General features: G+C 71.7%; 28 protein-coding genes. 19 read left to right on the forward strand and 9 right to left on the reverse strand.

Annotated elements, in window-relative coordinates; translation table 11 throughout:
• Positions 1 to 24 precede the first annotated feature (24 nt).
• The 5 genes from ACWC5C_RS25620 (at position 25) to ACWC5C_RS25640 (ending at position 1555) form a co-directional block, all read left to right on the forward strand.
• Complete coding sequence (locus ACWC5C_RS25620; RefSeq protein ID WP_450878915.1) at positions 25 to 441, forward strand: hypothetical protein; 417 nt, start codon at positions 25 to 27, stop codon at positions 439 to 441.
• Positions 438 to 626: a hypothetical protein gene (locus ACWC5C_RS25625; RefSeq protein WP_450878917.1), complete on the forward strand. Its 189-nt coding sequence runs from the start codon at positions 438 to 440 to the stop codon at positions 624 to 626. Before ACWC5C_RS25620 ends, ACWC5C_RS25625 begins: the two co-directional genes overlap by 4 nt.
• Positions 623 to 802 carry a hypothetical protein gene (locus ACWC5C_RS25630; protein WP_450878919.1) on the forward strand — a complete coding sequence of 60 codons (180 nt, stop codon included), beginning with the start codon at positions 623 to 625 and terminating at the stop codon, positions 800 to 802. Before ACWC5C_RS25625 ends, ACWC5C_RS25630 begins: the two co-directional genes overlap by 4 nt.
• A 112-nt stretch (positions 803 to 914) precedes the next feature.
• Positions 915 to 1370: a glycine-rich domain-containing protein gene (locus ACWC5C_RS25635; protein ID WP_450878921.1), complete on the forward strand. Its 456-nt coding sequence runs from the start codon at positions 915 to 917 to the stop codon at positions 1368 to 1370.
• A 38-nt stretch (positions 1371 to 1408) separates the two neighbouring features.
• A complete protein-coding gene (locus tag ACWC5C_RS25640) occupies positions 1409 to 1555 on the forward strand; it encodes a hypothetical protein (protein ID WP_450878923.1) in 147 nt (48 codons plus the stop codon).
• Positions 1556 to 1634: 79 nt separating this feature from the next.
• Here the strand turns inward: ACWC5C_RS25640 and bcp are convergent, their stop codons facing one another.
• Positions 1635 to 2102, reverse strand: a complete 468-nt coding sequence (gene bcp / locus ACWC5C_RS25645; protein WP_450878925.1) for a thioredoxin-dependent thiol peroxidase — start codon at positions 2100 to 2102, stop codon at positions 1635 to 1637.
• Between the two features lie 192 nt (positions 2103 to 2294).
• Between bcp and ACWC5C_RS25650 the strand changes: the two genes are divergently transcribed.
• Together ACWC5C_RS25650 and ACWC5C_RS25655 are read left to right on the forward strand one after the other, a co-directional pair.
• The gene (locus ACWC5C_RS25650) at positions 2295 to 2654 is read left to right on the forward strand and encodes a DUF3618 domain-containing protein (protein WP_450878927.1); all 360 of its coding nucleotides are present in this window, start codon (positions 2295 to 2297) and stop codon (positions 2652 to 2654) included.
• 122 nt (positions 2655 to 2776) lie between these two features.
• Positions 2777 to 3079: a GroES family chaperonin gene (locus ACWC5C_RS25655; RefSeq protein ID WP_450879091.1), complete on the forward strand. Its 303-nt coding sequence runs from the start codon at positions 2777 to 2779 to the stop codon at positions 3077 to 3079.
• A 63-nt stretch (positions 3080 to 3142) separates the two neighbouring features.
• Here the strand turns inward: ACWC5C_RS25655 and ACWC5C_RS25660 are convergent, their stop codons facing one another.
• Positions 3143 to 5434, reverse strand: a complete 2292-nt coding sequence (locus ACWC5C_RS25660; protein WP_450878929.1) for a transglycosylase domain-containing protein — start codon at positions 5432 to 5434, stop codon at positions 3143 to 3145.
• Between the two features lie 280 nt (positions 5435 to 5714).
• Here ACWC5C_RS25660 and ACWC5C_RS25665 point away from each other — a divergent pair, with 280 nt between their 5' ends.
• The 4 genes from ACWC5C_RS25665 (at position 5715) to ACWC5C_RS25680 (ending at position 9289) form a co-directional block, all read left to right on the forward strand.
• Entirely contained in the window at positions 5715 to 6515 is an 801-nt protein-coding gene (locus ACWC5C_RS25665) for an ABC transporter permease (protein WP_450878931.1), read from the forward strand.
• Positions 6516 to 6594: 79 nt separating this feature from the next.
• Positions 6595 to 7359, forward strand: a complete 765-nt coding sequence (locus ACWC5C_RS25670; protein ID WP_385437132.1) for an ABC transporter permease — start codon at positions 6595 to 6597, stop codon at positions 7357 to 7359.
• A 61-nt stretch (positions 7360 to 7420) separates the two neighbouring features.
• Positions 7421 to 8455 carry an ABC transporter ATP-binding protein gene (locus ACWC5C_RS25675; protein ID WP_450879093.1) on the forward strand — a complete coding sequence of 345 codons (1035 nt, stop codon included), beginning with the start codon at positions 7421 to 7423 and terminating at the stop codon, positions 8453 to 8455.
• A 9-nt stretch (positions 8456 to 8464) separates the two neighbouring features.
• Positions 8465 to 9289, forward strand: coding sequence for a DUF1707 SHOCT-like domain-containing protein (locus ACWC5C_RS25680; protein ID WP_450878933.1), 825 nt, complete (start codon positions 8465 to 8467; stop codon positions 9287 to 9289).
• A gap of 18 nt (positions 9290 to 9307) precedes the next feature.
• Here ACWC5C_RS25680 and ACWC5C_RS25685 read toward each other — a convergent pair whose 3' ends face one another.
• Positions 9308 to 10615 carry an SGNH/GDSL hydrolase family protein gene (locus ACWC5C_RS25685; RefSeq protein WP_450878935.1) on the reverse strand — a complete coding sequence of 436 codons (1308 nt, stop codon included), beginning with the start codon at positions 10613 to 10615 and terminating at the stop codon, positions 9308 to 9310.
• A gap of 275 nt (positions 10616 to 10890) precedes the next feature.
• On the opposite strand from ACWC5C_RS25685, the gene ACWC5C_RS25690 reads away from it, so the two are divergent.
• The 5 genes from ACWC5C_RS25690 to ACWC5C_RS25710 all read left to right on the forward strand — a co-directional run bounded on the left by ACWC5C_RS25690 (position 10891) and on the right by ACWC5C_RS25710 (position 15308).
• On the forward strand, positions 10891 to 12228 hold the full coding sequence (locus ACWC5C_RS25690; protein WP_450878937.1) for a DUF445 domain-containing protein: 1338 nt from the start codon (positions 10891 to 10893) through the stop codon (positions 12226 to 12228).
• 124 nt (positions 12229 to 12352) lie between these two features.
• On the forward strand, positions 12353 to 13111 hold the full coding sequence (locus ACWC5C_RS25695) for a class E sortase (protein ID WP_450878939.1): 759 nt from the start codon (positions 12353 to 12355) through the stop codon (positions 13109 to 13111).
• A gap of 54 nt (positions 13112 to 13165) precedes the next feature.
• On the forward strand, positions 13166 to 13486 hold the full coding sequence (locus ACWC5C_RS25700) for a DUF6412 domain-containing protein (RefSeq protein WP_450878941.1): 321 nt from the start codon (positions 13166 to 13168) through the stop codon (positions 13484 to 13486).
• A gap of 116 nt (positions 13487 to 13602) precedes the next feature.
• Positions 13603 to 14301: a YidC/Oxa1 family membrane protein insertase gene (locus ACWC5C_RS25705; protein ID WP_450878943.1), complete on the forward strand. Its 699-nt coding sequence runs from the start codon at positions 13603 to 13605 to the stop codon at positions 14299 to 14301.
• Positions 14302 to 14441: 140 nt separating this feature from the next.
• Entirely contained in the window at positions 14442 to 15308 is an 867-nt protein-coding gene (locus ACWC5C_RS25710; protein ID WP_385437011.1) for a fumarylacetoacetate hydrolase family protein, read from the forward strand.
• Between the two features lie 22 nt (positions 15309 to 15330).
• On the opposite strand, the gene ACWC5C_RS25715 is transcribed toward ACWC5C_RS25710, so the two are convergent.
• The 5 genes from ACWC5C_RS25715 to ACWC5C_RS25735 form a co-directional block, all read right to left on the reverse strand.
• Positions 15331 to 17310: a sulfatase-like hydrolase/transferase gene (locus ACWC5C_RS25715; protein ID WP_450878945.1), complete on the reverse strand. Its 1980-nt coding sequence runs from the start codon at positions 17308 to 17310 to the stop codon at positions 15331 to 15333.
• 100 nt (positions 17311 to 17410) lie between these two features.
• A complete protein-coding gene (locus ACWC5C_RS25720) occupies positions 17411 to 17686 on the reverse strand; it encodes a hypothetical protein (protein ID WP_450878947.1) in 276 nt (91 codons plus the stop codon).
• 7 nt (positions 17687 to 17693) lie between these two features.
• On the reverse strand, positions 17694 to 19055 hold the full coding sequence (locus ACWC5C_RS25725; RefSeq protein WP_450878949.1) for a DHA2 family efflux MFS transporter permease subunit: 1362 nt from the start codon (positions 19053 to 19055) through the stop codon (positions 17694 to 17696).
• A 54-nt stretch (positions 19056 to 19109) separates the two neighbouring features.
• Positions 19110 to 19604: a heme-degrading domain-containing protein gene (locus tag ACWC5C_RS25730; RefSeq protein ID WP_450878951.1), complete on the reverse strand. Its 495-nt coding sequence runs from the start codon at positions 19602 to 19604 to the stop codon at positions 19110 to 19112.
• Positions 19601 to 20716 carry a Gfo/Idh/MocA family oxidoreductase gene (locus ACWC5C_RS25735; RefSeq protein WP_450878953.1) on the reverse strand — a complete coding sequence of 372 codons (1116 nt, stop codon included), beginning with the start codon at positions 20714 to 20716 and terminating at the stop codon, positions 19601 to 19603. The genes ACWC5C_RS25730 and ACWC5C_RS25735 overlap by 4 nt, the downstream gene beginning before the upstream one ends.
• Before the next feature lie 47 nt (positions 20717 to 20763).
• Between ACWC5C_RS25735 and ACWC5C_RS25740 the strand changes: the two genes are divergently transcribed.
• Positions 20764 to 21873: an ROK family transcriptional regulator gene (locus ACWC5C_RS25740; protein WP_450879095.1), complete on the forward strand. Its 1110-nt coding sequence runs from the start codon at positions 20764 to 20766 to the stop codon at positions 21871 to 21873.
• Positions 21874 to 21990: 117 nt separating this feature from the next.
• The gene (locus tag ACWC5C_RS25745; protein ID WP_450878955.1) at positions 21991 to 23373 is read left to right on the forward strand and encodes a hypothetical protein; all 1383 of its coding nucleotides are present in this window, start codon (positions 21991 to 21993) and stop codon (positions 23371 to 23373) included.
• 11 nt (positions 23374 to 23384) lie between these two features.
• Here the strand turns inward: ACWC5C_RS25745 and ACWC5C_RS25750 are convergent, their stop codons facing one another.
• Complete coding sequence (locus ACWC5C_RS25750; RefSeq protein ID WP_450878957.1) at positions 23385 to 23579, reverse strand: antitoxin; 195 nt, start codon at positions 23577 to 23579, stop codon at positions 23385 to 23387.
• A gap of 164 nt (positions 23580 to 23743) precedes the next feature.
• Between ACWC5C_RS25750 and ACWC5C_RS25755 the strand changes: the two genes are divergently transcribed.
• Positions 23744 to 24526 carry an HAD-IIA family hydrolase gene (locus ACWC5C_RS25755; RefSeq protein ID WP_450878959.1) on the forward strand — a complete coding sequence of 261 codons (783 nt, stop codon included), beginning with the start codon at positions 23744 to 23746 and terminating at the stop codon, positions 24524 to 24526.
• Positions 24527 to 24552 lie beyond the last annotated feature (26 nt).

The following is a 24552-nucleotide window of genomic DNA, read 5'->3' on the forward strand; positions in this document are numbered from 1 at the left end:
AACCGTCCGTGCATGGAGTCGACCATGACGATCAGAGCCGAGCAGTGGACACCGCCGAACGGGCCCGACCCCGAGGCCTTACCGATCGGCCGGTGGTGGGACGCCGTCCGGGCGGCGGAGGGCATCGGTGAGCGCGCCCTCGGCATTCTCGGCGAGCAGTCCGGTGCCGTCATCAAAGACCGCTGCAACACCCTGTACTGGCTCATCGCGCCCGGTACGGCCGTGTCCTGGAACCTGCGCGGGGTCAGCGTCCTTACCAAGACCGAGGGCGTCGCCACCTATCTCGGCGTGCCTCCGGCGGAACGGCTGACCCCGCCCGGCTCGTACTGGCGGGTCCCGTTCATCCGTCGTCGGTACCTCACCGACTCACACCTGCTGTACAAGGCGCTGATCAGCGTCCTGCTCACCGAGCCGGGAGAAGCCCAGGAGGGCGACGGGTGACGCCTCAGATCTGCGCCCGCTGCCAGACGACCACCAGGCAGCCGGTCGTGGTCGCGATCGGGCACGGTGCGAGCGGTGGCGGCGGCACCGTCTACGCCTGTCCGGGCGAGTGCGCCGACAGCTTCCCCAAGCAACGCGACCCATTCGAGCCGATGCTCCCTGCCCCCGTCAGGCGGCAGCGATGACAACCCGGACGACATACGACGTGCGGGCGTGCGAGCCCGCCCCGCCCGAGGCGACGCCCTGGGGACGGTTCCTCGACCACGCCATGGGCTGTGCCGACTGCCGGGCGGGCCAGCCGTGCGCCGCCGGGAACGGGCTGCACCGCGCGGTGCGGGAAGCCGCCACCGGTGCCCCATGAGCAGCGGGACTGACGGACCCGTCGAACACAAAAGCCCCGCCCCGATCGCGCGCTTGGACGGCCAGCGACCGGGACGGAAACCGTGCACCACCCCATCGAGAGAGGAAGGCACATGCGAGACGTTACTGCGTTACTCGACCGGCAACAGCGGGCCGAAGTCATCGGGACCGTCCTGCGCAACAACCCCGGCATGGACGAGGACATGGCGGGCCGGATCGTCGACGAGGCGGTGAAGTTCGTCGCCGCGGTGGCAGGGGCGTCCCAGCCGCTCGCCCCGTCGCGCGTGGTGGATGAGGGATGGTACGCCCTGATCCTTCACACCCGCACCTACCGCCAACTGTGCGAGCGCCTTGGCGCCTTCGTGCATCATGTCCCGGAGGCTCCGGACCCGGAGCGGCGGGACGCCGAGGCGTTGACGCGGACCCAGCAGCGCATCGTCGAGGCGGGGTTCACCGTGGTCGACGCGCTGTGGCTGGCGCCCAGCGACCAGAGCATCCCGGTGGCTGCCGGTTGCCAGCACTCGGACGACAGCGGGCCGATCGTCGTCATCCCCAAGCCCAAGGGCTGACCCGCGTACGCTGCGGGCCGGGAAGAAGGAGGACACCGATGGAGTGGATCGACCCGAGGTACGCCGAGCTGGTCGCGACCATGCGGCGGGCCCAGGCGGACGCCTCCGAGCAGGATCCGACCGAGGTACGGACGGTCCGGGGGTTCATCGTTCCCGACACCGGTTCCGGCCCGCTGCCGCGCTGAGCCGACTGGGGGCACGCGCCCCGGACCATGATCGGTCCGGGGCGTTTCAGCTGGGACACCCGCTTTGGGAGAGCGGTGTTCAGAGGCCGAGGTCTTTGATGATTTTGGCTACGTGGCCGGTGGCCTTGACGTTGTAGAGGGCGCGTTCGACCTTGCCCTGTTCGTCGACGATGACGGTGGAGCGGATGACGCCGGTGACCGTCTTGCCGTAGAGCTTCTTCTCGCCGAAGGCGCCGTAGGCCTCCAGGGTCTCCTTGGAGGGGTCGGCTAGCAGGGTGACCTTGAGGGACTCCTGGTCGCGGAACTTGGCGAGCTTCTCCGGCTTGTCGGGGGAGACGCCGATGACGTCGTAGCCGTGGCCGGTGAGGAATTCGAGCTGGTCGGTGAAGTCGCAGGCCTGCTTGGTGCAGCCGGGGGTGAGGGCGGCCGGGTAGAAGTAGACGATGACCTTGCGGCCCGTGTGGTCGGCGAGCGAGACCTGCTTGCCGTCCGCGTCGGGGAGGGTGAAGGCGGGGGCGGTGTCGCCGGGCTGCAGTCGCTCGCTCATGGTCTGGGTGCTCCTCGTGGCTTCGGGTGTTCCGTAACGGCACGCGTTCCGTTTCGGCAGGCGTCGCGTTACGGCAGGCGTTCCGTGACGACATTAGCCAGCATCTTCGCCGGGGGTGCCGTGGGGCGGGGGAGGGGGGAAGCTGACAGACTGTTCACCAGGAATCATCGGGACGACGACGGAGGCAGCGCGGTGTCGGATGCCAGGAATCCTGCGCAGATCGAGGCGGACATCGCCCGGAGGCGGCAGGAGCTCGCCGTGACGCTCGACGAGATCGGGGTGCGGGTGCATCCGAAGACGATCATGGGCGACGCCAAGGCGAAGGCGGCGTCGGCGGTGGACCGGACGGCGGGGCGGGCGTATGTGTCCGCGAACCGGGTGGTCACCAATGTGCGCGGTCAGCTGGTCACCGAGGACGGGGCGCCGCGGTTGGAGCGGATCGTGCCGGTCGCGCTCGTCGTAGTGGGGCTGGTCGGGCTGCTGGCCGTGTCGTCGACGCGTGGCGGTGGTAGTAGGAGTGGCGGGCGTAAGGGATGCAAGCGACGTCGGTAGCCGTAGGTAGGGGACCGGGGGTCTAGGGGCTTCCTGGCGGCCTGTGGCGTCGGTACGCCATTCGGGCGGGTACGGTCTTGACCGTGAGTGCGAACACGTCCCATGACAAGCTGCCCATCCGGATGCTGCACGACCGTGTGCTGGTCCGTACCGACATTCCGGAGGGTGAGCGCCGGTCCACCGGCGGTATCGTCATCCCCGCGACCGCGGCGGTCGGCAAGCGGCTGGCCTGGGCCGAGGTGGTCGCCGTCGGGCAGAGCGTGCGGACCGTGGAGCCGGGCGACCGGGTGCTGTACGACCCGGAGGAGCGGGCCGAGGTGGAGGTCCGCGGGGTCGCCTATCTGCTGATGCGTGAACGCGATCTGCACGCCGTCGCCGCCGAGCGGCTGGAGGGTGCTGAGGACGCCACGGGGTTGTACCTGTAGAGGCGACCAAGCGTAAAAGAGGGTGGTGACGGTTTCGTCACCACCCTCTTCGTGTGCCGGGGCTCAGCCGCCCTCCGGGCCTCCTATGTCGCCGCCCGGATCACCCGGCCCACCGGGCCCGCCGTCCGTCGGCGGGCCGGTCGGGAAGTCCGTGGGCTGGGTCTGCGGGGGATCGACCGTGGGCGCGGTCGGCGGGTTGTCCGTCGGGAACGTCGGCGGCTGGGTGGGGGCCGTGGGCGCCGTGCTGGGCGGGGTGGTGGGGATCGTCGGGGCGGACGGCGGGGCCTGCGAGGTGACGGGCGGCAGCTCGGGCGTGCCGATGCCGTCCTCCAGCTTCAGGTCGAACTCGGCCGGGGGCTTGCCGTCCAGCGCCCCGGAGACGTAGTCGGCCCAGATCTCGGCGGGGTAGCCGCCGCCGTTGATCCGGTCCAGCCCGGTGGCCCCGTACAGCGGCTTCTGGACGCCGGTGTTCGAGTCCTGGCCCATGACGGCCACGACGGTCGCCAGGTCGGGGGTGTAGCCCGCGAACCAGGCCGCCTTGTCCTCCTCCGCGGTGCCGGTCTTGCCCGCCGCCGGGCGCTCGGCGCCCTGGGCCGCGGTGCCGGTGCCGCCCTCGACGACGCTCTGCAGTATCGAGGTGGTGGTGTCCGCGGCGGTCCGGGGGATGGCCTGCCGCTGCTCCCGGTCGGGCAGCTTGACCTGGGCACCGTCCTTGGTCATCTCGGCGACCAGGCTGTACTGCCCGTGCTTGCCGTGGTTGGCGAGCGTCGCGTACGCCTCGGTCATGTCGAGCACGCTGGCGGTGGCGGGGCCGAGCGCGATGGACGGGGAGGCGTGCAGGTCGGGGGTGGCCCTGGGGATGCCGAGGTCGAGGGCGGTCCGCCGGACCTTGGCGGGGCCGACGTCCTCGGCCATCTGCGCGTACACCGAGTTCACCGACTTGTCGGTGGCCGTGGTGACGTCGATGTCGCCGTAGTCGACGTCGTCCTCGTTGGCGGGCGCGTAGCCGGTGGGGCCGTTCGGGCCGACGACCTCGCGCTTGTTGTCGCCGTTGTAGAGGGTGTCCGGGGTGATCGTCTGGCCGTCCTGGGTGGTGGCCTCGTTGGCCACCGCCGAGGTGAAGACGAATGGCTTGAAAGTGGATCCCACTTGGTAGTCACGGCGCGTCGCGTTGTTGACGAACTGCTGGGTGTAGTCGATTCCGCCGTAGAGGGCGACCACCTTCCCCGTCTTGGGGTCGATCGAGGCGCCGCCCGCCCGGACGTACTGGTCGACCTTGCGGTCGTCGCTCAGCTTGTCCATCAGCCGGTTGCGGACGGCCTTCGTGAAGGCGTCCTGCTTGCCCTTGTCGATCGTGGTGGTGATCCGGTAGCCGCCCCGGGCCAGGGTCTGCTCGTCGATGATGCCGTTGCTGGTCAGGTAGTCCTCGACCGCTTCGACGAGGTAGCCGCGCTGGCCGGACATGCCGGAGGGGGCCTTGGACTCGGTGGGGGCCGGGAAGGTCATCTTGGCGCGCTCGGCGCGGCTGAGCCAGTGCTTCTTGACCATGCCGTCGAGGACGTAGTTCCAGCGCGCCTCGGCCCGCGGCTTGTTCTGCGGGTGGGCGATGATGTCGTACGCGCTGGGGGCGTTGAGCAGGGTGGCCAGATAGGCGCTCTCGGCGGTGTCCAGCTTGTCGATGCTCTTGCCGTAGTAGGCCTGGGCGGCGGCCTGGATGCCGTAGGCGTTGCGGCCGAAGTAGCTGGTGTTGAGGTAGCCCTCGAGGATCTTGTCCTTGCTCACCTCGCGGTCCAGCTTGATCGCGATGAAGAACTCCTTGCCCTTACGGGTGACCGTCTGTTCCTGGTCCAGGTAGTAGTTCTTCACGTACTGCTGGGTGATCGTCGAGCCGGACTGCTTGCCCTTGCCGGTGGCGGTGTTCCAGGCGGCGCGGACCATCGCCTCGGGGTTGATCGCCGACTCGCTGTAGAAGTCCCGGTCCTCGGCGGCCAGCACCGCGTGCTGGGTCCGCTTGGGCACCTGGCTGAGCTGCACGTTCTCCCGGTTGACCTTGCCCTCGCGGGCGAGCGGGGAGCCGTCGGAGTACAGGAAGACATTGCTCTGGGCGATGGCCGCCTTGTTGGCCGCGGGGATGTCGACGAGCAGATAGCCGCTCACCAGGGCGCCCGCGACGAGTACGAGGAACAGCAGCGAGCCGCCGAGCACCATCCGCCAGGTGGGGAGCAGGCGGCGCCAGCCGGTGCGGCGGGGGCGGCCGTTTCTGCCCGCGGTACCGCCCTTGCCGGAGCCGTTGCGGCTGCTCGGGTCGTCCGCGCCGGCCGCGCCGCCGTCGATCAGTTGGGGCTCGTCGCTCATGTCTCCTGAGACTCCTCGGCCGCCGTCGAGGGTTGCGCCGCGGCGGAATCTTGCATGGTCGGGCGATTCGCGTCGTACGCCCCATAAAACACTGTCGCATCATCCGTTCCGGGCCAGGGACGAGGCACGCACCCGTGACTGGTCTGTGACCGGCCGAACGGGTGATTCCCCTCACACCATCCAGTGAAAAATGCCTGGCTCTATCACCTGCCCGCGGACTAGGCTCCCAAGCTTTGGTGCCTTTGGGCGCGGTGCGGACGGGGGAGGGGGAGACAGGCTGATGCGGCTCTACGCGGCCGTCGCGGTGAGTGCTTTCAAACGCTACGCGACGTACCGGGTGGCCACCGTGGCCGGGGTGTTCACCAACACCGTTTTCGGCTTCATCGTCGCGTACACGTACGCCGCGCTGTGGGGCGAACGGCCGCATCTCGGCGGGTACGACCTCTCCCAGGCCCTCACCTTCGTCTGGCTCGGCCAGGCGCTGCTGGCGACCGTCGCGCTGTTCGGTGGCGGCTTCCAGGACGAGCTGCAGGAGCGCATCCGGTCCGGCGACATCGCCGTCGACCTCTACCGCCCGGCCGACCTCCAGCTGTGGTGGCTGGCCTCGGACCTCGGCCGGGCCGCCTTCCAGCTGCTGGGGCGCGGCATCGTGCCCATGGTGTGCGGGGCGCTGGCGTTCGAACTCACCCTGCCCGGCTCCCCGTTGACGTGGCTGTGGTTCCTGCTGTCGGTGGGGCTCGCGGTGTGTGTGGGGTTCGCGGTGCGCTATCTGGTGGCGCTGGCCGCGTTCTGGCTGCTGGACGGGTCCGGACTGACCCTGATCAGCGGGCTGCTGTCCATGTTCTTCTCCGGGATGGTGCTGCCGCTGAACGTGTTCCCGGGGCGGCTGGGCGAGATCGCCGGGGCGCTGCCGTGGGCGGCGATGCTCCAGGTGCCCGCGGACGTCTTCCTGGGGCACCACCGGGGGGCCGCGGTGGCGGGGGCGCTGGCCTTCCAGGCGGGGTGGGCGGTGGTGCTGTTCGCGGCCGGGCGGGCGCTGCAGTCGGTCGCGACGCGGAAGGTGGTGGTGCAGGGTGGCTGAGCCCGGACGCTCGTTGGACAAACCCCGGGTCCGCTCGCGGGCGTACGACGGGCTGCGCGCCTATGTGCTGATCGTCGGCATGTGGGTGCGCTCCACGATGACGTACCGCACCTCGTTCCTGATCATGGCGTTCGGGAACTTCGCCGTGACCGCGCTGGACTTCGCCGCGATCGCGCTGATGTTCTCGCACATCGACACCCTCGGCGGCTTCACCCTCGCCGAGGTCGCCTTCCTGTACGGCACGTCCAGTACGGCCTTCGGGCTGGCCGATCTGGCGCTCGGCAGCATGGAGCGGGTCGGGCGGCGCATCCGCGACGGCACGCTGGACACCCTGCTGGTGCGGCCGGTGCCGATCCTCGCCCAGGTCGCCGCCGACCGCTTCGCGCTGCGCAGGCTGGGCCGGATCACCCAGGGCGGGCTGCTGCTCGGCTGGTCGCTGACCCGGCTGGACATCGGCTGGACGGCCGACCGGGTGCTGCTGGTGCCGTTGATGCTGCTGAGCGGGGCGGTGATCTTCGGGGCGGTGTTCGTGCTGGGCGGGGCCTTCCAGTTCTGGGCCAAGGACGCCTCGGAGGTGCAGAACTCGTTCACGTACGGCGGGACGACGATGCTCCAGTACCCGCCGACGGTCTTCGCCGACGAACTGCTGCGCGGCGTCACGTTCGTGGTCCCGCTGGCCTTCGTCAACTGGCTGCCCGCGCTGTACGTCCTGGGCCGCCCGAACCCGCTGGGGCTGCCGGGCTGGATCGGCTTCGCCGCGCCGCTGGTCGCGTGCGGCTGCGCGGCACTCGCGGGGCTGGCCTGGCGGGCGGGGCTGCGGGCGTATCAGAGCACGGGAAGCTGAGGAGGGGAGCGCCATGAGTGACATGAGTGAGACGGACGGCTTCGGTGCGGACGGCTTCGGTATGGACGGCTTCGGTACAGACGGCTTCATCGAACTCGACGGCATCGAGAAGGTGTTCGAGGTGCGGCGCCGGGCCGGGCTGCTGCGCCGGGAGCGGCGCGAGGTGCGCGCGGTGGACGGCATCAGCTTCCGGGTGCCGCGCGGCGAGATGGTCGGCTACATCGGCCCGAACGGCGCCGGGAAGTCCACCACGATCAAGATGCTGACCGGGATCCTGGTGCCCAGCGGCGGCCGTCTGCGGGTCGCCGGGATCGACCCCTCGCGGGAGCGGACGCGGCTCGCGCGCCGTATCGGGGTGGTCTTCGGGCAGCGGACCACCCTGTGGTGGGACCTGCCGCTGCGCGACTCGTACGCGCTGGTGCGGCGGATGTACCGGATTCCCGACGACCGCTTCCGGCGGAACCTCGACCGCTGTGTCGAACTGCTGGACCTCGGAGACCTGCTGGACGTGCCGGTCCGTCAGCTCTCCCTCGGCCAGCGGATGCGCGGCGACATCGCGGCCGCCCTGCTGCACGACCCCGAGGTGCTGTATCTGGACGAGCCGACGATCGGTCTTGACGTGGTCAGCAAGGCGAAGGTACGGGGCTTCCTGCGCGAGGTGAACGCGGAACAGGGCACCACCGTGCTGCTGACCACCCACGATCTGACCGATATCGAACAACTGTGCAAGCGGGTGATGGTCATCGACCATGGCCGTCTGGTCTACGACGGAGGGCTGGATGGGCTGCACGCGGTGGGCGGGAGCGAACGCACCCTGGTCGTGGACCTGGAGCGGGAGCTGCCGCCGATCGACGTCCCCGGTGCGCGGACCGTACGGGTCGAGGGGCCTCGGCAGTGGCTGGCGTTCCCGGCCGCCGCCAGCGCGGCGCCCCTGGTCGCGGCGGTGGCGGACGGATATCCGCTGGTGGACCTGTCGGTGCGGGAACCGGAGATCGAGGACGTCATCGCCCGCATGCTCTTCCCCGACAAGGGCCTTGATGGCGAGGTCGAGGGGGAGGCCGCGCGGGGGGCGGTCAGGTCGGTCGGTCCGCATTAGTCTGTCCGTATGACTTTTGAGGGATCTCCCCAGGGAGCGGCCCCCGACCTGCCGGGCGGGTCCCAGATGCGTGCCTCCGACGCCGAGCGCGAGCGCATCGCTGAGGTGCTGAGGGATGCCGTCGCCGAAGGCCGCCTGGACATGGAGGAGTTCGAGGAGCGGCTGGACGCGGCCTACAAGGCGCGCACCCACGCCCAGTTGGAGCCCCTGGTGAGGGACCTCCCGGTGACCGGTGCGGTGACCGGTGCGGGGCCCGGTGCGGCGGTGGCCGTGCCGGAACCACGGCCCGGGGACGCCATGGGTCTCGCCGACCGGAACGGCTGGGCCGGGCGGATCGGCGGCGCCCCGACGTCGCGGATGGCCGTCGCGATCATGGGCGGCTTCGGGCGCAAGGGCACCTGGACCGCGCCCCGCAATTTCACCGCCTTCACCCTCATGGGCGGCGGCGAGATCGATCTGCGCGAGGCCCGCTTCGAGGACCGCGAGATCGTGATCCGCTGTTTCGCGTTCATGGGCGGGATCGAGGTCATCGTGCCGCCGGACCTGGAGACGCATGTCAGCGGCATCGGCATCATGGGCGGCTTCGACCACCGGGGGTCGGCCGATGGCGACCCCACCGGCCCGCGGGTGACCATCACGGGCCTGGCGATGTTCGGCGGGGTCAGCGTCGAGCGCAAGCTCCGCAAGGAGGACCACAAGCGGCTCAAGGCGGAGCGCCGCCGGGAGAAGGAGGCGCACCGGGAAGAGCTGCGCGCCGAGCGCCGTGCGCGCCGTGCGGAGCTGGAGGACCAGCGGGCCGAGCGCCGCGCCCGCAGGCACGACCTCGGCCACTAGCCGGACCTCAAGAGTCCGTCACAGCTCGGCGTCCGCGCTCCCCCGGAGGTAGTCGAGGGGGAGCGCGTGCGCCATCGCCCGGTAGCCCTCGTCGCTCGGGTGCAGATGGTCGCCCGAGTCGTACGCCGGGCGCAGCCGCAGCGGGCTGGCCGGGTCGCGCAGCGCCTTGTCGAAGTCCACGACCTCGTCGAAGACCTTCCCGGACCGGATCTCGGCGTTGACCCGCTCGCGCACGGAGTCCAGCAGCGGCGTGTAGCCGCGGTGGCCGTAGAACGGCGACAGGGTGGCCCCTATGACCCGCAGGCCCCGGGCGTGTGCCTGCTCGGTCAGCCGCCGCAACCCGTCCACGATCTTGTTCGGATCGGTCTGATGGGGGATGCGCAGGATGTCGTTGACGCCCAGCTCGATGATGACGGCCTTGACGTTCGTACGGTCCAGCACGTCACGGGTGAAGCGGGACAGCCCGCTCGGGTTGTTCGGCGGGAACTGGGTGCCGTCGCTCAGCACCCGGTTCCCGCTGATGCCCTGGTTGAGCACGCCGAGGCGGGGCGCTCCGGGCTCGGTGCGCAGCCGCTCGGAGAGGACGTCGGTCCAGCGGCGGTTGGCCCCGGCGGTGGAGGTGATGCCGTCGGTGATCGAGTCGCCGAGCACCGCGACCGCGCCTTGCGACTCCTTCGACCACACGTCCACGCCGCTCAGGTAGCGCCAGAACGGGGTCTGTTCGGTGTACGCGGCGCCCGCCGTGTCCTCCGTACGGTCGCCGCGCGCCAGGTACGAGGTCTGGCGGGCGTGCGGGTGGTACGTCACCGAGCCCGACGCCTGCGGGGCGTAGGTGGTGACCAGCAGGTCGGCGGCGGCCGGGATGTTCATGCGCACCGGGTCGCTGGTGGTGGCCTGGCCGGGCGGGATGGTCACCCAGGGGCGGTTGTCGAAGGTGAGCCGCCGCATGGTGTCGGCCGCGGCCGTCGGGTTGCTCGGTGCGGCCGCCAGCGCCAGCGAGGCATGCGTGATCGTCAGCGGGTGGGCGCTGTACAGGTTGGAGAGCTGGATACGGGCGCCGGTGCCGCCGATGCTGGTGTGGACGACGTTGCGCAGGGACATGCCGGAGAGGCCGCGGAGCGTGTTCGGCTCCGCCGCCGCGGCGGACGCCGACCAAGTGCCCACCCAGGATCCCGACGAGGCCGGGGCCGCGGAGTTACGGGTACCCTGCGCGGACTCGTTCACATTCCGGTCCCGGCCGCCCACTCCGACGAATATCGCGGTCGAGACGAGGACCACCACAGCCGCCAGCGCAGCGAACACGGCATAGGCCGTGCGTCTGGGCATAGGGGGCACACTCATGGGCGGAGTTCTCCTCGGGCAGCCGGAGCCCGAGGCTCCGAAAGTGAACGGGAACGGCGAGCGAGGGTGCTTCGCCGATGCGGTCCGGTCGGTCCTCCATGATCCCATGTCCGGACAGAGGTCCGCCTGTCGGCCTGCCCCCGGTTGGACGGGGTCGCTCCCCCAGACAGACGACGGGAACTCGCCGTTCGTTCCACTCAGAGAGCGAGTGAGACAGGAACGAGACAATGCAGTGGGGACGGCTCGACCGGGTGGAGCGTATGAACCGGACAACGACGGAAGAAACGGGGCCGAAGCCGCCCGGCGCGAGAGCGGCGGCCGGTGGCGTCGTCGCGTTCGCGGACACCCCGCTCGACGAGGAGCGGCGGCGCGGAGTGCGCCGGATGAAGACGATCGCCACGGGCATGCTGCTCGCCGTCGCGCTGGTGTACGCGCTCGCCAAGTGGGCGCAGAACTCCGGCGCCGGCGGCTGGGCCGGGTACGTGGCGGCGGCCGCCGAGGCGGGCATGGTCGGCGCGCTGGCCGACTGGTTCGCGGTCACCGCCCTGTTCCGGCGGCCGATGGGGCTGCCCATCCCGCACACCGCGATCATCCCGACGAAGAAGGACCAGCTCGGGTCGACCCTGGGCGACTTCGTCGGCGAGAACTTCCTGTCCGGCGATGTCGTACGGCTGCGGCTGCGCGCCGTCGGCATCGGCAGCCGCCTCGGCACCTGGCTGGCCGAACCCGCGCACGCCGACCGGGTGACGGCCGAGTTGGCCACCGCGCTGCGCGGCGCGCTCACCGTGCTGCGCGACTCCGACGTACAGGCGGTGGTCGGCGAGGCCATCACGCGGCGCGCGGACGCCCAGGAGATCGCGCCGGGGCTCGGCAAGCTGCTGGAGCGGATCGTCGCGGACGGCGGCCACCGCCGCGCCGTCGACCTGGTGTGCGTCCACGCCCACGACTGGCTGGTCGAGCACAACGAGTCGGTGATGGGCGCGGTGACCGGCGGCGCGCCCGGCTGGACGCCGCGGTTCGTGGACCGCAAGGTCGGCGAGCGCGTCTACCGGGAACTGCTGCGGTTCGTCCGTGAGATGCGCGACATGCCGGACCATCCGGCGCGCGGCGCCGTGGACCGCTTCCTCTCCGACTTCGCCGGGGACCTCCAGTCGGACTCCGAGACCCGGAACCGGGTCGAGCGGCTCAAGGGCGAGGTGCTGGGGCGCGGTGAGGTGCAGGACCTGATCGCCTCCACCTGGGCCTCGGTGCGGTCGATGATCGTCGCGGCGGCCGAGGACGAGCGCAGCGAGCTGCGGCTGCGGGCCCGCGCGGCGATCCTGTCGCTGGGCCAGCGGATGGTGACGGACGCTCGGATGCGGGGCAAGATCGACGGCTGGCTGGAGGACGCGGCCGTCTATGTGGTGACGACCTATCGGAACGAGATCACCTCGCTGATCAGCGAGACGGTCGCGGGCTGGGACGCGGAGCACACCTCCCGGAAGATCGAGGCCCATATCGGCCGCGATCTGCAGTTCATCCGGATCAACGGCACGGTGGTGGGCGCGCTCGCCGGGCTGGTCATCTACACCGTCTCGCATGCGCTGGGCGGCGGTTAGGCGGCGGCTAGTCGGCGCTCGCGGGGGCGCGTGTCTGGCAGGTGCGCGCCGCAGGGCCTATGGTGCCCCTCCCGGTGGCCTGGGTGGGGAGGTCGGTGTGCGGCGGCGACGGTTACTGGGCAGGGTGTTGTGGACCGGCGGCGAGTTCGCGGTCACGGTCGGGCTCGTCGTACTCCTGCTGGTCGCCCATCAGCTGTGGTGGACCAACCGGGAGGCGCGGGCGGGCGCGAAGCGCCAGGTGACGGAGCTGGAGCGGCGGTGGAGCGCCGAGGAGCCGTCGGCCACGGCCTCGTCCGGTGCGGACGGTACGGAGCGCCGCCGTACGGAATCCAGAGGTACGGGCGCGGGGGCTACGCCTCGTAAGAAGAACGACACCGAGGTGACCGTGACCGTGCGCGACGGTGTCCCGCGCCGCGACCAGACGTACGCGGTGCTCCGCATCCCGCGCATCGGGCTCACGGCCCCCATCGCCGAGGGCATCAGCAAGTCCAAGGTGCTCAACCGGGGGTACGTGGGCCACTACCCGGGAACCGCCCAGCCGGGCCAGCTCGGCAACGTCGGGCTCGCGGGCCACCGCAATACCCACGGCGAACCGTTCCGCCACCTCGATGAGCTGCGCCCCGGGGACAAGGTGAGCGTCGAGACCTACCACGCCCGCTATACGTACGTCGTCGAGCGCACCCTGCCGCGCACCTCGCCCTCCGACGGCACGGTGATCGCGAAGGTGCCGTACAGCTCGGCCCATCCGCGCTACCGCTTCACCGAGCCCGGCTCGTATCTCACGCTGACCACCTGCACGCCCGAATACACCTCCCGCTACCGGCTGGTGGTGTGGGCCCGGCTGACGCTGGCCGCACCGCGCGTTGTCGGTGGTGCCCCCTAGACTTGTTCCTGGCTGAGTGGAGCCGAGTGGCCGAGTGGAGAGGGGGAGCGCCGGATGACTCATCGCGTCGAGACGCTGCGTATGCACCTGGGCGTGCTCCTCTTCCTGCTGACCGGCACCCTGCTCACCCAGACCGGGCTGATCAGCGCCGTCGCCCTCGCCGCCACCACCGCTGCCACCGCCGCCGTCGCGGCCGCGCTGCTGACCTGCGCGGTGCTCGCCGCCCGGGCGCGGGTGCCCGCGCCCCCGGGGCGCATACGCACCGCGATACGGGACCGGGAGCGCCGCACCGCGTTCCTGCCGCAGCGGGACCCCGATGCCGCGGGCCGCCCCAGGCCCCGGGCGCCCGGCCGTCGCCTTCCGACGGCCGCGTAGGCGCACGCACCCGCAGCATCGCCGCAGTACCCGCAGTACCCGCTGCACTCCGCCGCGCCCACGCGGCTCGTCACGCCGATCTGTTTTCTTCGTGACGAGACCCGTGGAGGGCTCCCATGTCTGTTTTCGCATCCCTCGGCACCCTGCTGACCACCCTGGCCGACCGGCTCGATCCGCTGTTCGGCGCCTCGGCGACGGCCGCCGCGATCGTCCTGTTCACCCTGTGCGTCCGGGCCGCGCTCCATCCGCTCGCCCGGGCGGCGGCGCGCGGTGAGAAGGCCCGTGCCGCGCTGGCGCCGAAGCTCGCCGAGCTGAGCCGCAAGCACAAGAACGACCCCGAGCGGCTGCGCCGCGCGATGGCCGACCTGCAGACGAAGGAGGGCGCGTCCCCGCTGGCGGGCTGCCTGCCGACCCTGATCCAGCTCCCGGTCTTCTTCGTCATGTACCACGTGTTCTCCACCGGCAGCGGCGCCGGGGACCTGCTCGACCACACGCTGGCCGGAGCGCCGCTCGACGGCCGCTGGGGCGGGGCGCTCGCCGGTCAGCAGGGGCTGGTCTACCTCGGCCTGTTCGCGCTGATCGCGGCCGTCGCGACCTGGACGTATCTGCGCGCCCGCAAGGCGGCCCGCGACGCGGCTCCCGTGGCGGCGGTCCCCGCCGCCCCCGGGGCGGCCGGGCTGGCGCGGGTGCTGCCGCTGCTCTCGTTCGGCACGCTCCTCACCGCCGCCGTGGTGCCCCTCGCTGCCGCGCTCTACCTGGCGACCACCACCACCTGGACCGCGGTGGAGCGGGCCCTGCTGCTCCGCGGCCGGTAGGAGGCAAAAGCGGACAGCGAGGGCCGGGTCCAGTCCGTGAACGGGGTCTTGCGGGGTGGAAGGGGCTCATGGAGGATCGAGCGGCCAGAGGCGCATGGAGTCGCCCCTGCCCACCGTCCTGAGCCCAGGGAGTTGTGAGGATGAAGCTGCTGCGCGTCGGACCGGCCGGGGCGGAACGCCCGGCCCTCCTCGACCAGAACGGCACCCTCCGCGACCTGTCCGGCCTGGTCCCGGACATCGACGGGGCCCTGCTCGCCGACGAGGCGGCCCTCGCCCGCATCCGCGCGGCGGCCTCGGCCGAGGGCGCCGACGCGCTGCCGGTGATCCAGGACGGCGGCGTACGGGTCGGCCCGCCGCTGGGCCGTATCGGCAAGATCGTGTGCATCGGGCTGAACTACCACGACCACGCGGCCGAGACCGGCGCCCCGCTCCCGGAGGAGCCGATCGTCTTCATGAAGGCGCCCGACACCGTCATCGGCCCCGATGACACGGTGCTGGTCCCGCGCGGCAGCCTGAAGACGGACTGGGAGGTGGAGCTGGCCATCGTCATCGGCCGCACCGCCCGCTACCTCGACTCCGACGAGGCGGCCCTCGCCGCCGTCGCGGGCTACGCGGTCGCGCACGACGTCTCCGAGCGCGCCTTCCAGATCGAGCGCGGCGGCCAGTGGGACAAGGGCAAGAACTGCGAGACGTTCAACCCGCTGGGCCCCTGGCTGGTCACCGCCGACGAGGTCCCGGACCCGCAGGCCCTCGGCCTGCGGCTGTGGGTCAACGGCGAGATCAAGCAGAACGGCACGACGGCCGAGCAGATCTTCGGCGTCGCCGAGGTGGTCCGCTACCTCAGCCAGTTCATGACCCTCTACCCGGGCGACGTCATCAACACCGGCACCCCGGCGGGCGTCGCCATGGGCCGCCCCGAGCCCAAGCCGTATCTGCGGGCCGGGGACGTGGTGGAGCTGGAGATCGACGGACTGGGCCGCCAGCGCCAGGAGTTCAAGGACGCCTGACGCCGGTGGCGGCGCCCGCCCGCTACTTGGACGACGATGACGTGGGCACCTTGGTCTTGGCGCTCGGTGTCGAGCCGTACGCCTTGAAGAAGCGGTCGCGGAAGCTGTTCATCTTCCACACCGGGGTGTCCGCGCGGGGCATCAGGCCGTCCGCCCACTTCCAGTCGGCGATCCGGTCCAGCACCTTCGGGTCACGGGCGACGATCGAGATCGGCACGTCCCGGCTCGCGTTGTTGCCGCTGACCCGGGCCAGCGGCTGGTGGTCGCCGAGGAAGACGAGCACGGTGTCCTTGCTGCCGTACTTGATCACGTAGTCGATGAGGCTGTTCACCGAGTACTGGACGGACTTGCCGTACTCCTGCTTCACCTGGGTCGAGTCGGTGAACACGTCCTCGGGCGACTTGCCCGCCTTCTGGATGCCCTTGTAGACCGAGCCGTTCCCGACCTTGCTCCACGGGATGGTCTTCGGGATGGGCGCCCAGGGCTGGTGGCTGGAGGTCAGGATGATCTGCGACATCAGCGGCTTGTCGTGCTTCTTGCCGTGTTCCAGCTGCTCGAACGCCTTCAGCGCGTACTGGTCGGGCATGGTCGACCAGCTGAACTTCGGTCCCTTGTAGCCCAGTTCGCGCGAGTCGTAGACGTGGTCGAGGCCGTAGAACGAGCCCTCCGGCCAGTTCTTCTGGACGCCCGGCATGATGCCGACCGTCCGCCAGGCGCCGGTGCGCTGGAAGGCGCGGGGGATGGACAGATGATCGCCCGCGGTGACGGTGCGGTAGCGGTTCTGGTTGTCGATCCACAGCCCCGTCAGGAACGTGGAGTGGCCAAGCCAGCTGTTGCCGCCGTACGTCGCCGAGGTGAGCCAGCCGCTCTTGGCGGCGTATCCGGCCTTGTCCAGCCGCTTGGTCGCCTTGGTGAGCGTCGCGTCGACGCCGGGGGCGATCGCCGGGTCCTCGATCGCGCTGCGGCCGTAGCTCTCGATGAAGGTGAAGATCATGTCCTTGCCGCGCAGCCCGGTCAGCAGCTGATCGCCCGGGGTGTCCCCGTACGTGTCGAAGGCGGCGATCTTCTTGAACTCCTCCTCGTCCTTGATGGTCTTCTCTACCCGCTCCGCCCGGTCCTGCACCAGCGCGGACGTGCTCCGGGACGCCACCGGCAACCCCGCGACCTGCGCGCCGACCGACGCGCAGGCGACCCAGACGGTCCCGGCCACGAGGGTGGTGCGGGTCGCCACGACGCTGTTGCGGGCCATGACGTTGCCGATACGGAGGACCGCGAGCGCCATCAGGGTGAGCACGGCGAGGACGAGCACCGCGACCCCGACCACGGCGGCCGCGGCGGTCGTCTGACCGACCGAGTCCTCCAGGTACGCCTGGGCGTCGTCGAACAGGATCCAGTCGAGCACCACGTTGAAGCCGCGGCCCAGGAACTCGTTGAAGCCCATGTCGAGCATGCTCAGGATGGCCAGCGCTCCCAGGAACAGCCCCGCCAGCACCGCCACCACTCGCCGTGCGACGGTCGGCAGGAGCAGCAGCAGACCGGCCCCGAAGATCAGCTCCACCGGGATGCGGGCGAAGTGCTCGGTGGTGAGGAGTTCCAGCTTCTGCGGCAGCAGCAGCGCGACGAAGACCAGCGCGAGGGACAGCCCGGTGACCGTCCACGACAGGGCCCGGGCGGCAACGGGATACCGCCCCCGCCAACCGCCGCGCCCGCCGCTCCCGGCCCGATCCGGGCCGTCGTCGTCGGCACCGTCACCGTCACCGGGGGTGGCGGCACCGAGCAGCTCGGCGGGTGGGTCGTCGTCGGCCTCGGTGGCCTCGTCCTCGGCCGCCTTATCGTCGGCGGCTTCTGGCGCGGCCTTGTCCTTGTCCTCGGCCTCGTCGGGGTCTCTGCCCTGGGCCTCGGCGGTGGCGTCCGGCTCCCGCTCCGGCGAGCGGTCCTCCGGGGTTTCGCCCTCCTTCGGGGCAGCCTTGTCGGCGTCGTCCTTGTCCGGCAGCTGACGCATCCCGAAGGTCCTTCCGTGCGGGGCCCGGTGGTGGCACGGCGGACCAGGCTCGGGGGTCAAGGGCCGCCGTCACCCCGTACGGTCCGGAGGCCGGAAGTGTTCAATGACCAGGGGATCCGCTGTACGCGTGGACCACGGCCAGTTGTCCGTTCGCGGTGCGCCAGTCGGGGTCGGTCCGGGTGAGCGTCACATGGCCGAGTACGGCGGGGCCTTCGGCCGCGACCCAGGCGCCGAGCATGTCGGCCGGGGTCAGCCAGCCCTGCGGGTCGTCGGGCCAGTGGACCGGGTAGCGGTCGGCCCGTTGCACGGTCGCGAGGGCGCTGACGCAAGCCGCCAGGTCCTCATCGGTGCGGGGGCGTAGTTGAGCGGCGGGCATCGCAGGATCATGGCATGGCGCGGTCGACGGTGCGCAGGGTTATCAGGGCCCCGGCGAGGAACGCCAGCCCCGCGACGGCCAGCGCCGTCCGCAGCCCAGCGGCCGCGCCCCCACCGGCCAGGGCGCCGAGGAGGGCGACGCCGACGACGCCACCGGTCTGGCGGGCGGCGTTGATCACGCCGGAGGCGAGTCCGGCCCGCTCGCCGGGCACGCCGTCCGTGACGGCCGTCGTCACGGCGGGCATGGTGAACGACATCCCGAAGCCGGTGGCCATCAGCGGCAGCACCAGCAGCGCATACGGAGCCTCAGAGGCCGAAGCGGCCATGCCGAGCAGCCCCACCCCGCCCGTGATGAGGCCGATGAGCAGCGTGGGCCGTGGGCTGCCGACCCGGGCGGTGAAGCGTCCGGACAGCCAGGAACCGGCCGCCACCACGCCCATCTGCGGCAGCAGCGCGAGCCCGGCGAGCAGCGCGGAGTAGTGCAGGGTCTGCTGGAAGTAGAGGTTGACGACGAAGAGTTCGCCGTAGAAGCCGAGGTTGATCAGCAGGCCGACGGCCGTGCCCCCGGCGAAGGTGGGCGTACGGAACAGCCCGAGCGGCAGCATCGGCGCGCGCACCGCCCGTTCGACGGCGAGGAACGCGGCACCCGCCAGGACGAACCCCAAGGCGCTAAGGCCCACCAGCGCGTTCGCCCCCGAACGCCCGCCCTCGATCATGGTGAGCGCCAGCGCGGTCAGTGCCACCACGCCGGTGAGCTGCCCGGCCGGGTCCAGCCCGTGGCCGGGCCGCGCGCGCGGCGCCGGAACGTACCGTGCGGTCAGCGCCATCGCGGCCAGCCCTATGGGCACGTTGACGAAGAACACCCACCGCCAGCCCGTCGCGGCCACCAGCACCCCGCCGAGGAGCGGGCCGCCCGCCGCGGCCACCCCGGCGATGCCGCCCCACACCCCGACCGCGCGGGCGCGCGCCGTCCGGTCGGTGTACGCGGCCCGCAGCAGCGCCAGCGAGGCCGGTACCGAGAGCGCCGCTCCCGCTCCCTGCGCCACCCGCGCGAGCACCAGGACCCGTACGTCGGGGGCCAGCCCGCAGCCGAGCGACGCCGCGACGAACACCGCGAGCCCGGCCTGGAACACCCGCCGGGCGCCGAAGCGGTCCGCGAGCGCCCCGCCGGACAGCAGCCCGGCCGCCAGCACCAGCAGATAGCCGTCGACCACCCACTGAAGGCCGTTCACGCCCGCCCGCAGATCGGTCCGCAGGGCGGGCAGGGCCACGTTCACGATCGTGCTGTCCAGGATGACCATGAAGTAGCCCGTGCACACCGCGACCAGCGCGCACGACAGAACGGCCGGGGTATCGGTTCTCGTCGCCATGCACGTCACCGTAGGCGCGGAAAGCTTCGGCACCCGGCGAAGCGATGGCGCAGGTCAGCGCAGGTCGAGGAACCGTTCCAGGGCCTCCACCACCAGCGCGTGGTCCTCCGCCTGCGGCAGCCCGGAGACGGCGACCGTGCCGATGACGCCCGTACCGGTCACATGGAGCGGGAAGGCGCCGCCGTGCGCGGCGTAGCGGTCGGGGTCGAGCCGGGAGGACTCCTCGAAGGTCGTGCCCTTCGCCCGGAACCGGGTGCCGACGAGATAGGAGGAGGCGGCGTACCGGTCGACGACCCGGCACTTGCGCTCCAGCCAGGCGTCGTTGTCGGCCGAGGTGCCGGACAGGGCGCGGTGGAACAGGCGCTGGCCATTGCGGCGTACGCCGATGGTGATGGCCGCGCCGCGCTGCTCGGCCAGCTCGGCGATCAGGCAGCCGAGCCGCCAGGCGTCGTCGTTGGAGAAGGACGAGAAGCGCAGTCGGCGCTCCTGCTCCTCCAGTTGGGCGATGAGGTCGGTGAGGTCGGACGCAGGGGTCGCAGGGGTGCTCATGCGGCGCCTCCGATGTGGACCGTACGGCCTTCCGTCGCCGACACCCGGGCCGCCTCCAGCACCCGCAGCGCCGCCGCCGCCTCGGCCGCGGTGACCGGGGGCGGGGTGCCGTCGCGGAGGGCGGTGGCGATGGCGGCGTAGTACGCGGGGTAGTCGCCGGGCACGGTGGGTACGGGCCGTCCGCCGCCGGTCAGCGGCGATTCGCCCGCGCCGAGGCGGCCCCACGCGGACTCGGGCTCGGCGCCCCACGCCCCGGATTCGGCCGGGCGCAGGCCCTCGCGGAGTGCGGCTTCCTGCGGGTCCAGGCCGTACTTCACGTAGCCCGCCTCGCTGCCCAGCACCCGGAAGCGCGGGCCGAGCTGGGCGGTGATCGCGCTCATCCACAGCTGCGAGCGGACGCCGTTCGCGTGGGTGATGGCGATGAACGTGTCGTCGTCGGCCTCCGCCCCGCTACGGCGTACGTCCACCTCGGCGTAGACGGAGGCGGCCGGGCCGAAGAGGGTGAGTGCCTGGTCGACCACATGGCTGCCCAGGTCGTACAGCAGCCCGCCGATCTCGGCCGGGTCGCCGGACTCCCGCCAGCCGCCCTTGAGCTGCGGCCGCCACCGTTCGAAGCGCGACTCGAAGCGCAGCACCTCGCCGAGCGCGCCGTCGTCGATCAGCGAGCGCAGGGTGAGGAAGTCGTTGTCCCAGCGGCGGTTCTGGAAGACGCTCAGCAGCAGCCCGCGCGCCTCGGCGAGCGCGGCCAGCTCCTCCGCCTCGGCGGCGGTCGCGGCCAGCGGCTTGTCCACGACGACCGGCAGCCCGGCCTGGAGCGCGGCGCGCGCGAGCGGGACGTGGGTGCGGTTGGGGGAGGCGATGACGATCAAGTCCAGCTCACCGGCGCGGGCCCACAGCTCGTTGTCGGCGGACGCGGCGATCCGCACCCCCGGGTGCTCGTCGCGGGCCTGCTGCGCCCGCTCGGGGCTGGCGGTGACGACGGTGTCGAGGGCGAGGCCTTCGGCGGCGGCGATCAGGGGGGCGTGGAAGACGGAGCCCGCGAGGCCGTAACCGATCAGTCCTGCGCGAAGGGCGCTGTCCTTGCTGCTGTCATCCCTGCTCTTGGCATCCATGCCGCCACTTTGACAACAGTGTTGCTAAAGCGCAAGCGATGACCACAATGGGTGGTGTGAACAGCACGATGTCGGGGGCGGCCGGGCCCGGAGCCAATCTGTCCGCCCTGCGCAGCCACAACGCCGCCCTCGTCCTGCGTCTGCTGCGCGACGCGGGCGAGGACGGCGTCAGCAGGCTGGAGCTGGCCGACCGCACCGGCCTCACCCCGCAGGCCGTCAGCAAGATCACCGCCCGGCTGCGGGACGAGGGCCTGGCCGCCGAGGCGGGCCGCCGCGCCTCGACCGGCGGCAAGCCGCGCACCGTGCTCCGCCTGGTCCCGGACGCCCGCCACGCGATCGGCCTCCACCTGGACCGCGACGAGCTGACGGCCGTCCTGGTCGACCTCGCGGGCACGCCCGTGGCCCTCCGTACGGCACGCTTCGACTTCGGCGCCGAGGCGGACCGGGCCCTGTCGGCGGCGGCGTCGGAGGTCGAGGCGCTGATCGGCGATACGGCTGCGGCGGGCGGGCTGCTCGGGGTCGGCGTCGCCGCGCCCGGCCCGCTCGACCACGGCTCCGGCGTACTGCACCGGGTCACCGGCTTCCCGCAGTGGGACGGGCTCCCGCTGCGCGACGCGCTCGCCCGGCGGCTCGGCCTGCCCGTCGTCCTCGACAAGGACACCAACGCCGCCGCCCTCGGCCTCGCGGCGGCCCCGGCCACAGGTTCCTTCGCGTATCTGCATCTTGGGACCGGTCTCGGCGCCGGGCTCGTGCTCGACGGCGGCGTGTACCGGGGCGCGCGGACGGACGCGGGGGAGTTCGGGCACCAGGTGGTCCAGCTCGACGGCCCGCGCTGCGGCTGCGGCAACTACGGCTGCCTGGAGGCCCTGTGCCTGGCCGCCGTGGCCCGGGGCGCACAGGAGCGCGCGGCCCGGCTGCTCGGCGTCGGCGCGGCCAACCTCGTACGGCTCCTCGACATCGACCGGGTGCTGCTCGGCGGCCGGGTGGTGCTGGCCGAGCCCACGTCGTATGTACGCGGCGTGGCCGCCGTGCTCGCCGAGGACGCCGCCCGCACCAACCGCCCCACGGTCCCGGTCGACGTCGTACGGGGTGGGGCGCGGGCGGTGGTCGAGGGGGCGGCACAGCTGGTGCTCGCGCCGCTCTTCGCATTGGGCTGATCGAGGGTTTGTTGACGGCCAGTCGGGGTCAATCGGCCGCCCCGGCGGTGTGTCGGCGTGCGCACGCGGAATGTGGCGGAGTGCTCGGGGATACGCCGCTGCCAGCAGAGGTCACCCATGCGCCTGCCCACCGCCCTGTCCTTCCGCGCCGCCTTGTCCCTCCGTATCGCCCTCCCCGCGGCCGCGCTCGCGCTCGCCCCGGCCCTGTACGGGGTCGGAGCGCCCGCGCACGCCGCCGCGCCCGCGCCCGAACCCGCCCCGACCTGCGGCGACGAGACCGCCGACGACTTTCCGATAGAGACCCGGCTGCGCGGTGGGCCGGACCACTTCGCGCGGGGTGCCGGGTGGCAGCAGTGGCACCTCGAACTGCGCAACACCACGGACACCGGATGCCGGGCGATCCACCCCGTCACGGTCCTGGTCGACCAGGGGCATGCGCTGCGGCCGCGTCAGATCCAGCTGGAGTTCCTGGACCCGTACGCGGACGGGGGCACCTGGCGGGACGTTTCGTTCCAGACGACCGATGAGGACGAGAACATCGGGGTGTTCGAGAAGGACTTCAAGGGGTTCACGGTCGCGGCGGGGAAGACCGTCGACGTAGACATACGTTCCCGCTTCACCTCCGACGCCCCCCTGGGCCCGGTCACCGCCAACGCCATCGCCGTACAGCGGCGTGCGGACGACGGGGGCTGGGTCGGGCAGTCGAACGACTACGCGTTCCGGATCGACGCGGGGGTGGGGGCGGGCGCGGACGACGCTACGTCGGGGGCGGACAGCGCGCCCGTACCGCCCGTACCGCCCGTACCGCAGACGAAGCCGAGCGCCGAGCCGGAACCCGAGCCGAGCGCCGAGTCCGCCGAGCCGAGCGTCGCGCCGAGCCCGACCCGCCGCCTGGAGCGGAGCCCGGTCGCGCCGCCGCCGAGCGCCGACAGCGAGACGGAGCAGGACACCGAGGACCTGGCGGATTCCGGTACCGATGAGGATCTGGACGTCGAGACGGATCTTGGCACCGGCACCGGCACGGATGAGACGGCGGACACGGAGACGGACCCCGGCGTCGAGCCTGAGTCCTCCGACACCGACGTAGACGCCGAGACCGGCACCGAGACCGGCACTGAGACGGGCACAGAAACCGAAACCGACCCGGGAACCGACCTCGGCACCGAGACCGAAACCGACCCCGGCACCGAAACGGGTAGCGAAACCGGCACCGACCCCGGCTACGACACCGGAACCGAACCCGGCACCGAAACCCCGCCCGCGACCGACCCCGGATCCGACACGACCGCCCCCGACGAGGACGACGCCGCCGACAAGGGCGACGACGCCCGGCATGACGACGACGAGGACGAGGACGACGCCCGCCGCCCCGGGCACTGGAAGCCCGAGCTGGCCGCGACCGGGCAGAACGTCCGGCTCGCAGGGCTGGGCGTCGTCAGTGTCGGGCTCGTCGCAGGGGGCGTCGCCCTCGTCGTGAAGTCCCGGCGCGCTAGGCGCTGAGGACGCTACCGCTACCGCTCACCGCCCCGGGGCCCCTCGCCCCGGCGGCGGAGTTCGTCGTCGACCTTGTCCGAGCCCCGCTTGATCTGGTCCGAGTGCTTGCCGCCGGTCTTCTTGTCTGCGGCGTCCGCCCCCTTGCGTGCGGCCTGGCGGCTCTTGTCCGGGTTCTTGGCGATCGCGTCCTTCAGCTTGTCCATGATGCCCATGGCGGTCTCCTAACCGTCGGCTCGCGTTCCCCCTCCCCTCAGGATCGGACACCTGTGCGGGTCTGTCGCGCCGAGCCTCCGGAGCCCCCGGTTAGGCTGTTGACGTCGCCCAGACGGTCGAACGGACAAAGGGTCAAACGGTCAAGCCGAGCGGAGAGCAACCAGTGGCAGAGCGCAAGCCGATCGAGTCATGGCTCACCGACATGGACGGGGTGCTGATGCACGAGGGCATACCGGTGCCCGGGGCCGACGCCTTCATCAAGCGGCTGCGCGAGTCCGGCAGGCCGTTCCTCGTGCTCACGAACAATTCCATCTACACCCCGCGTGATCTGCACGCCCGGCTGTCCCGTATCGGCCTCGACGTCCCCGTGGAGAACATCTGGACGTCTGCGCTGGCCACCGCCCAGTTCCTGGACGAGCAGCGCCCCGGCGGCACCGCGTACGTCATCGGGGAGGCGGGGCTGACGACCGCCCTGCACGACATCGGCTACGTACTGACCGATGTCGAGCCGGACTACGTCGTGCTCGGCGAGACGCGTACGTACAGCTTCGAGGCGCTGACCAAGGCCATCCGCCTGATCAACGACGGGGCCCGGTTCATCGCGACCAACCCGGACGAGACCGGCCCCTCGGCCGAGGGCGCGCTGCCCGCCACGGGCTCGGTCGCGGCGCTGATCACCAAGGCGACGGGCCAGGAGCCGTACTTCGTCGGCAAGCCGAACCCGCTGATGATGCGGGCCGGGCTGAACGCGATCGGGGCGCACTCCGAGAGCAGCGCGATGATCGGCGACCGGATGGACACGGACGTACGGGCCGGTCTGGAGGCGGGCATGGAGACGTTCCTCGTGCTCACCGGGGTGACCCAGGCCGACCAGGTCGACCGCTTCCCGTACCGGCCGTCCACCGTGGTCGACTCGATCGCGGACCTCGTGGACCGCGTCGTCTGAGCAGTCGTCCGAGCAGTCGTCCGAGC

The sequence above is a fragment of the Streptomyces sp. NPDC001700 genome (assembly GCF_053596435.1).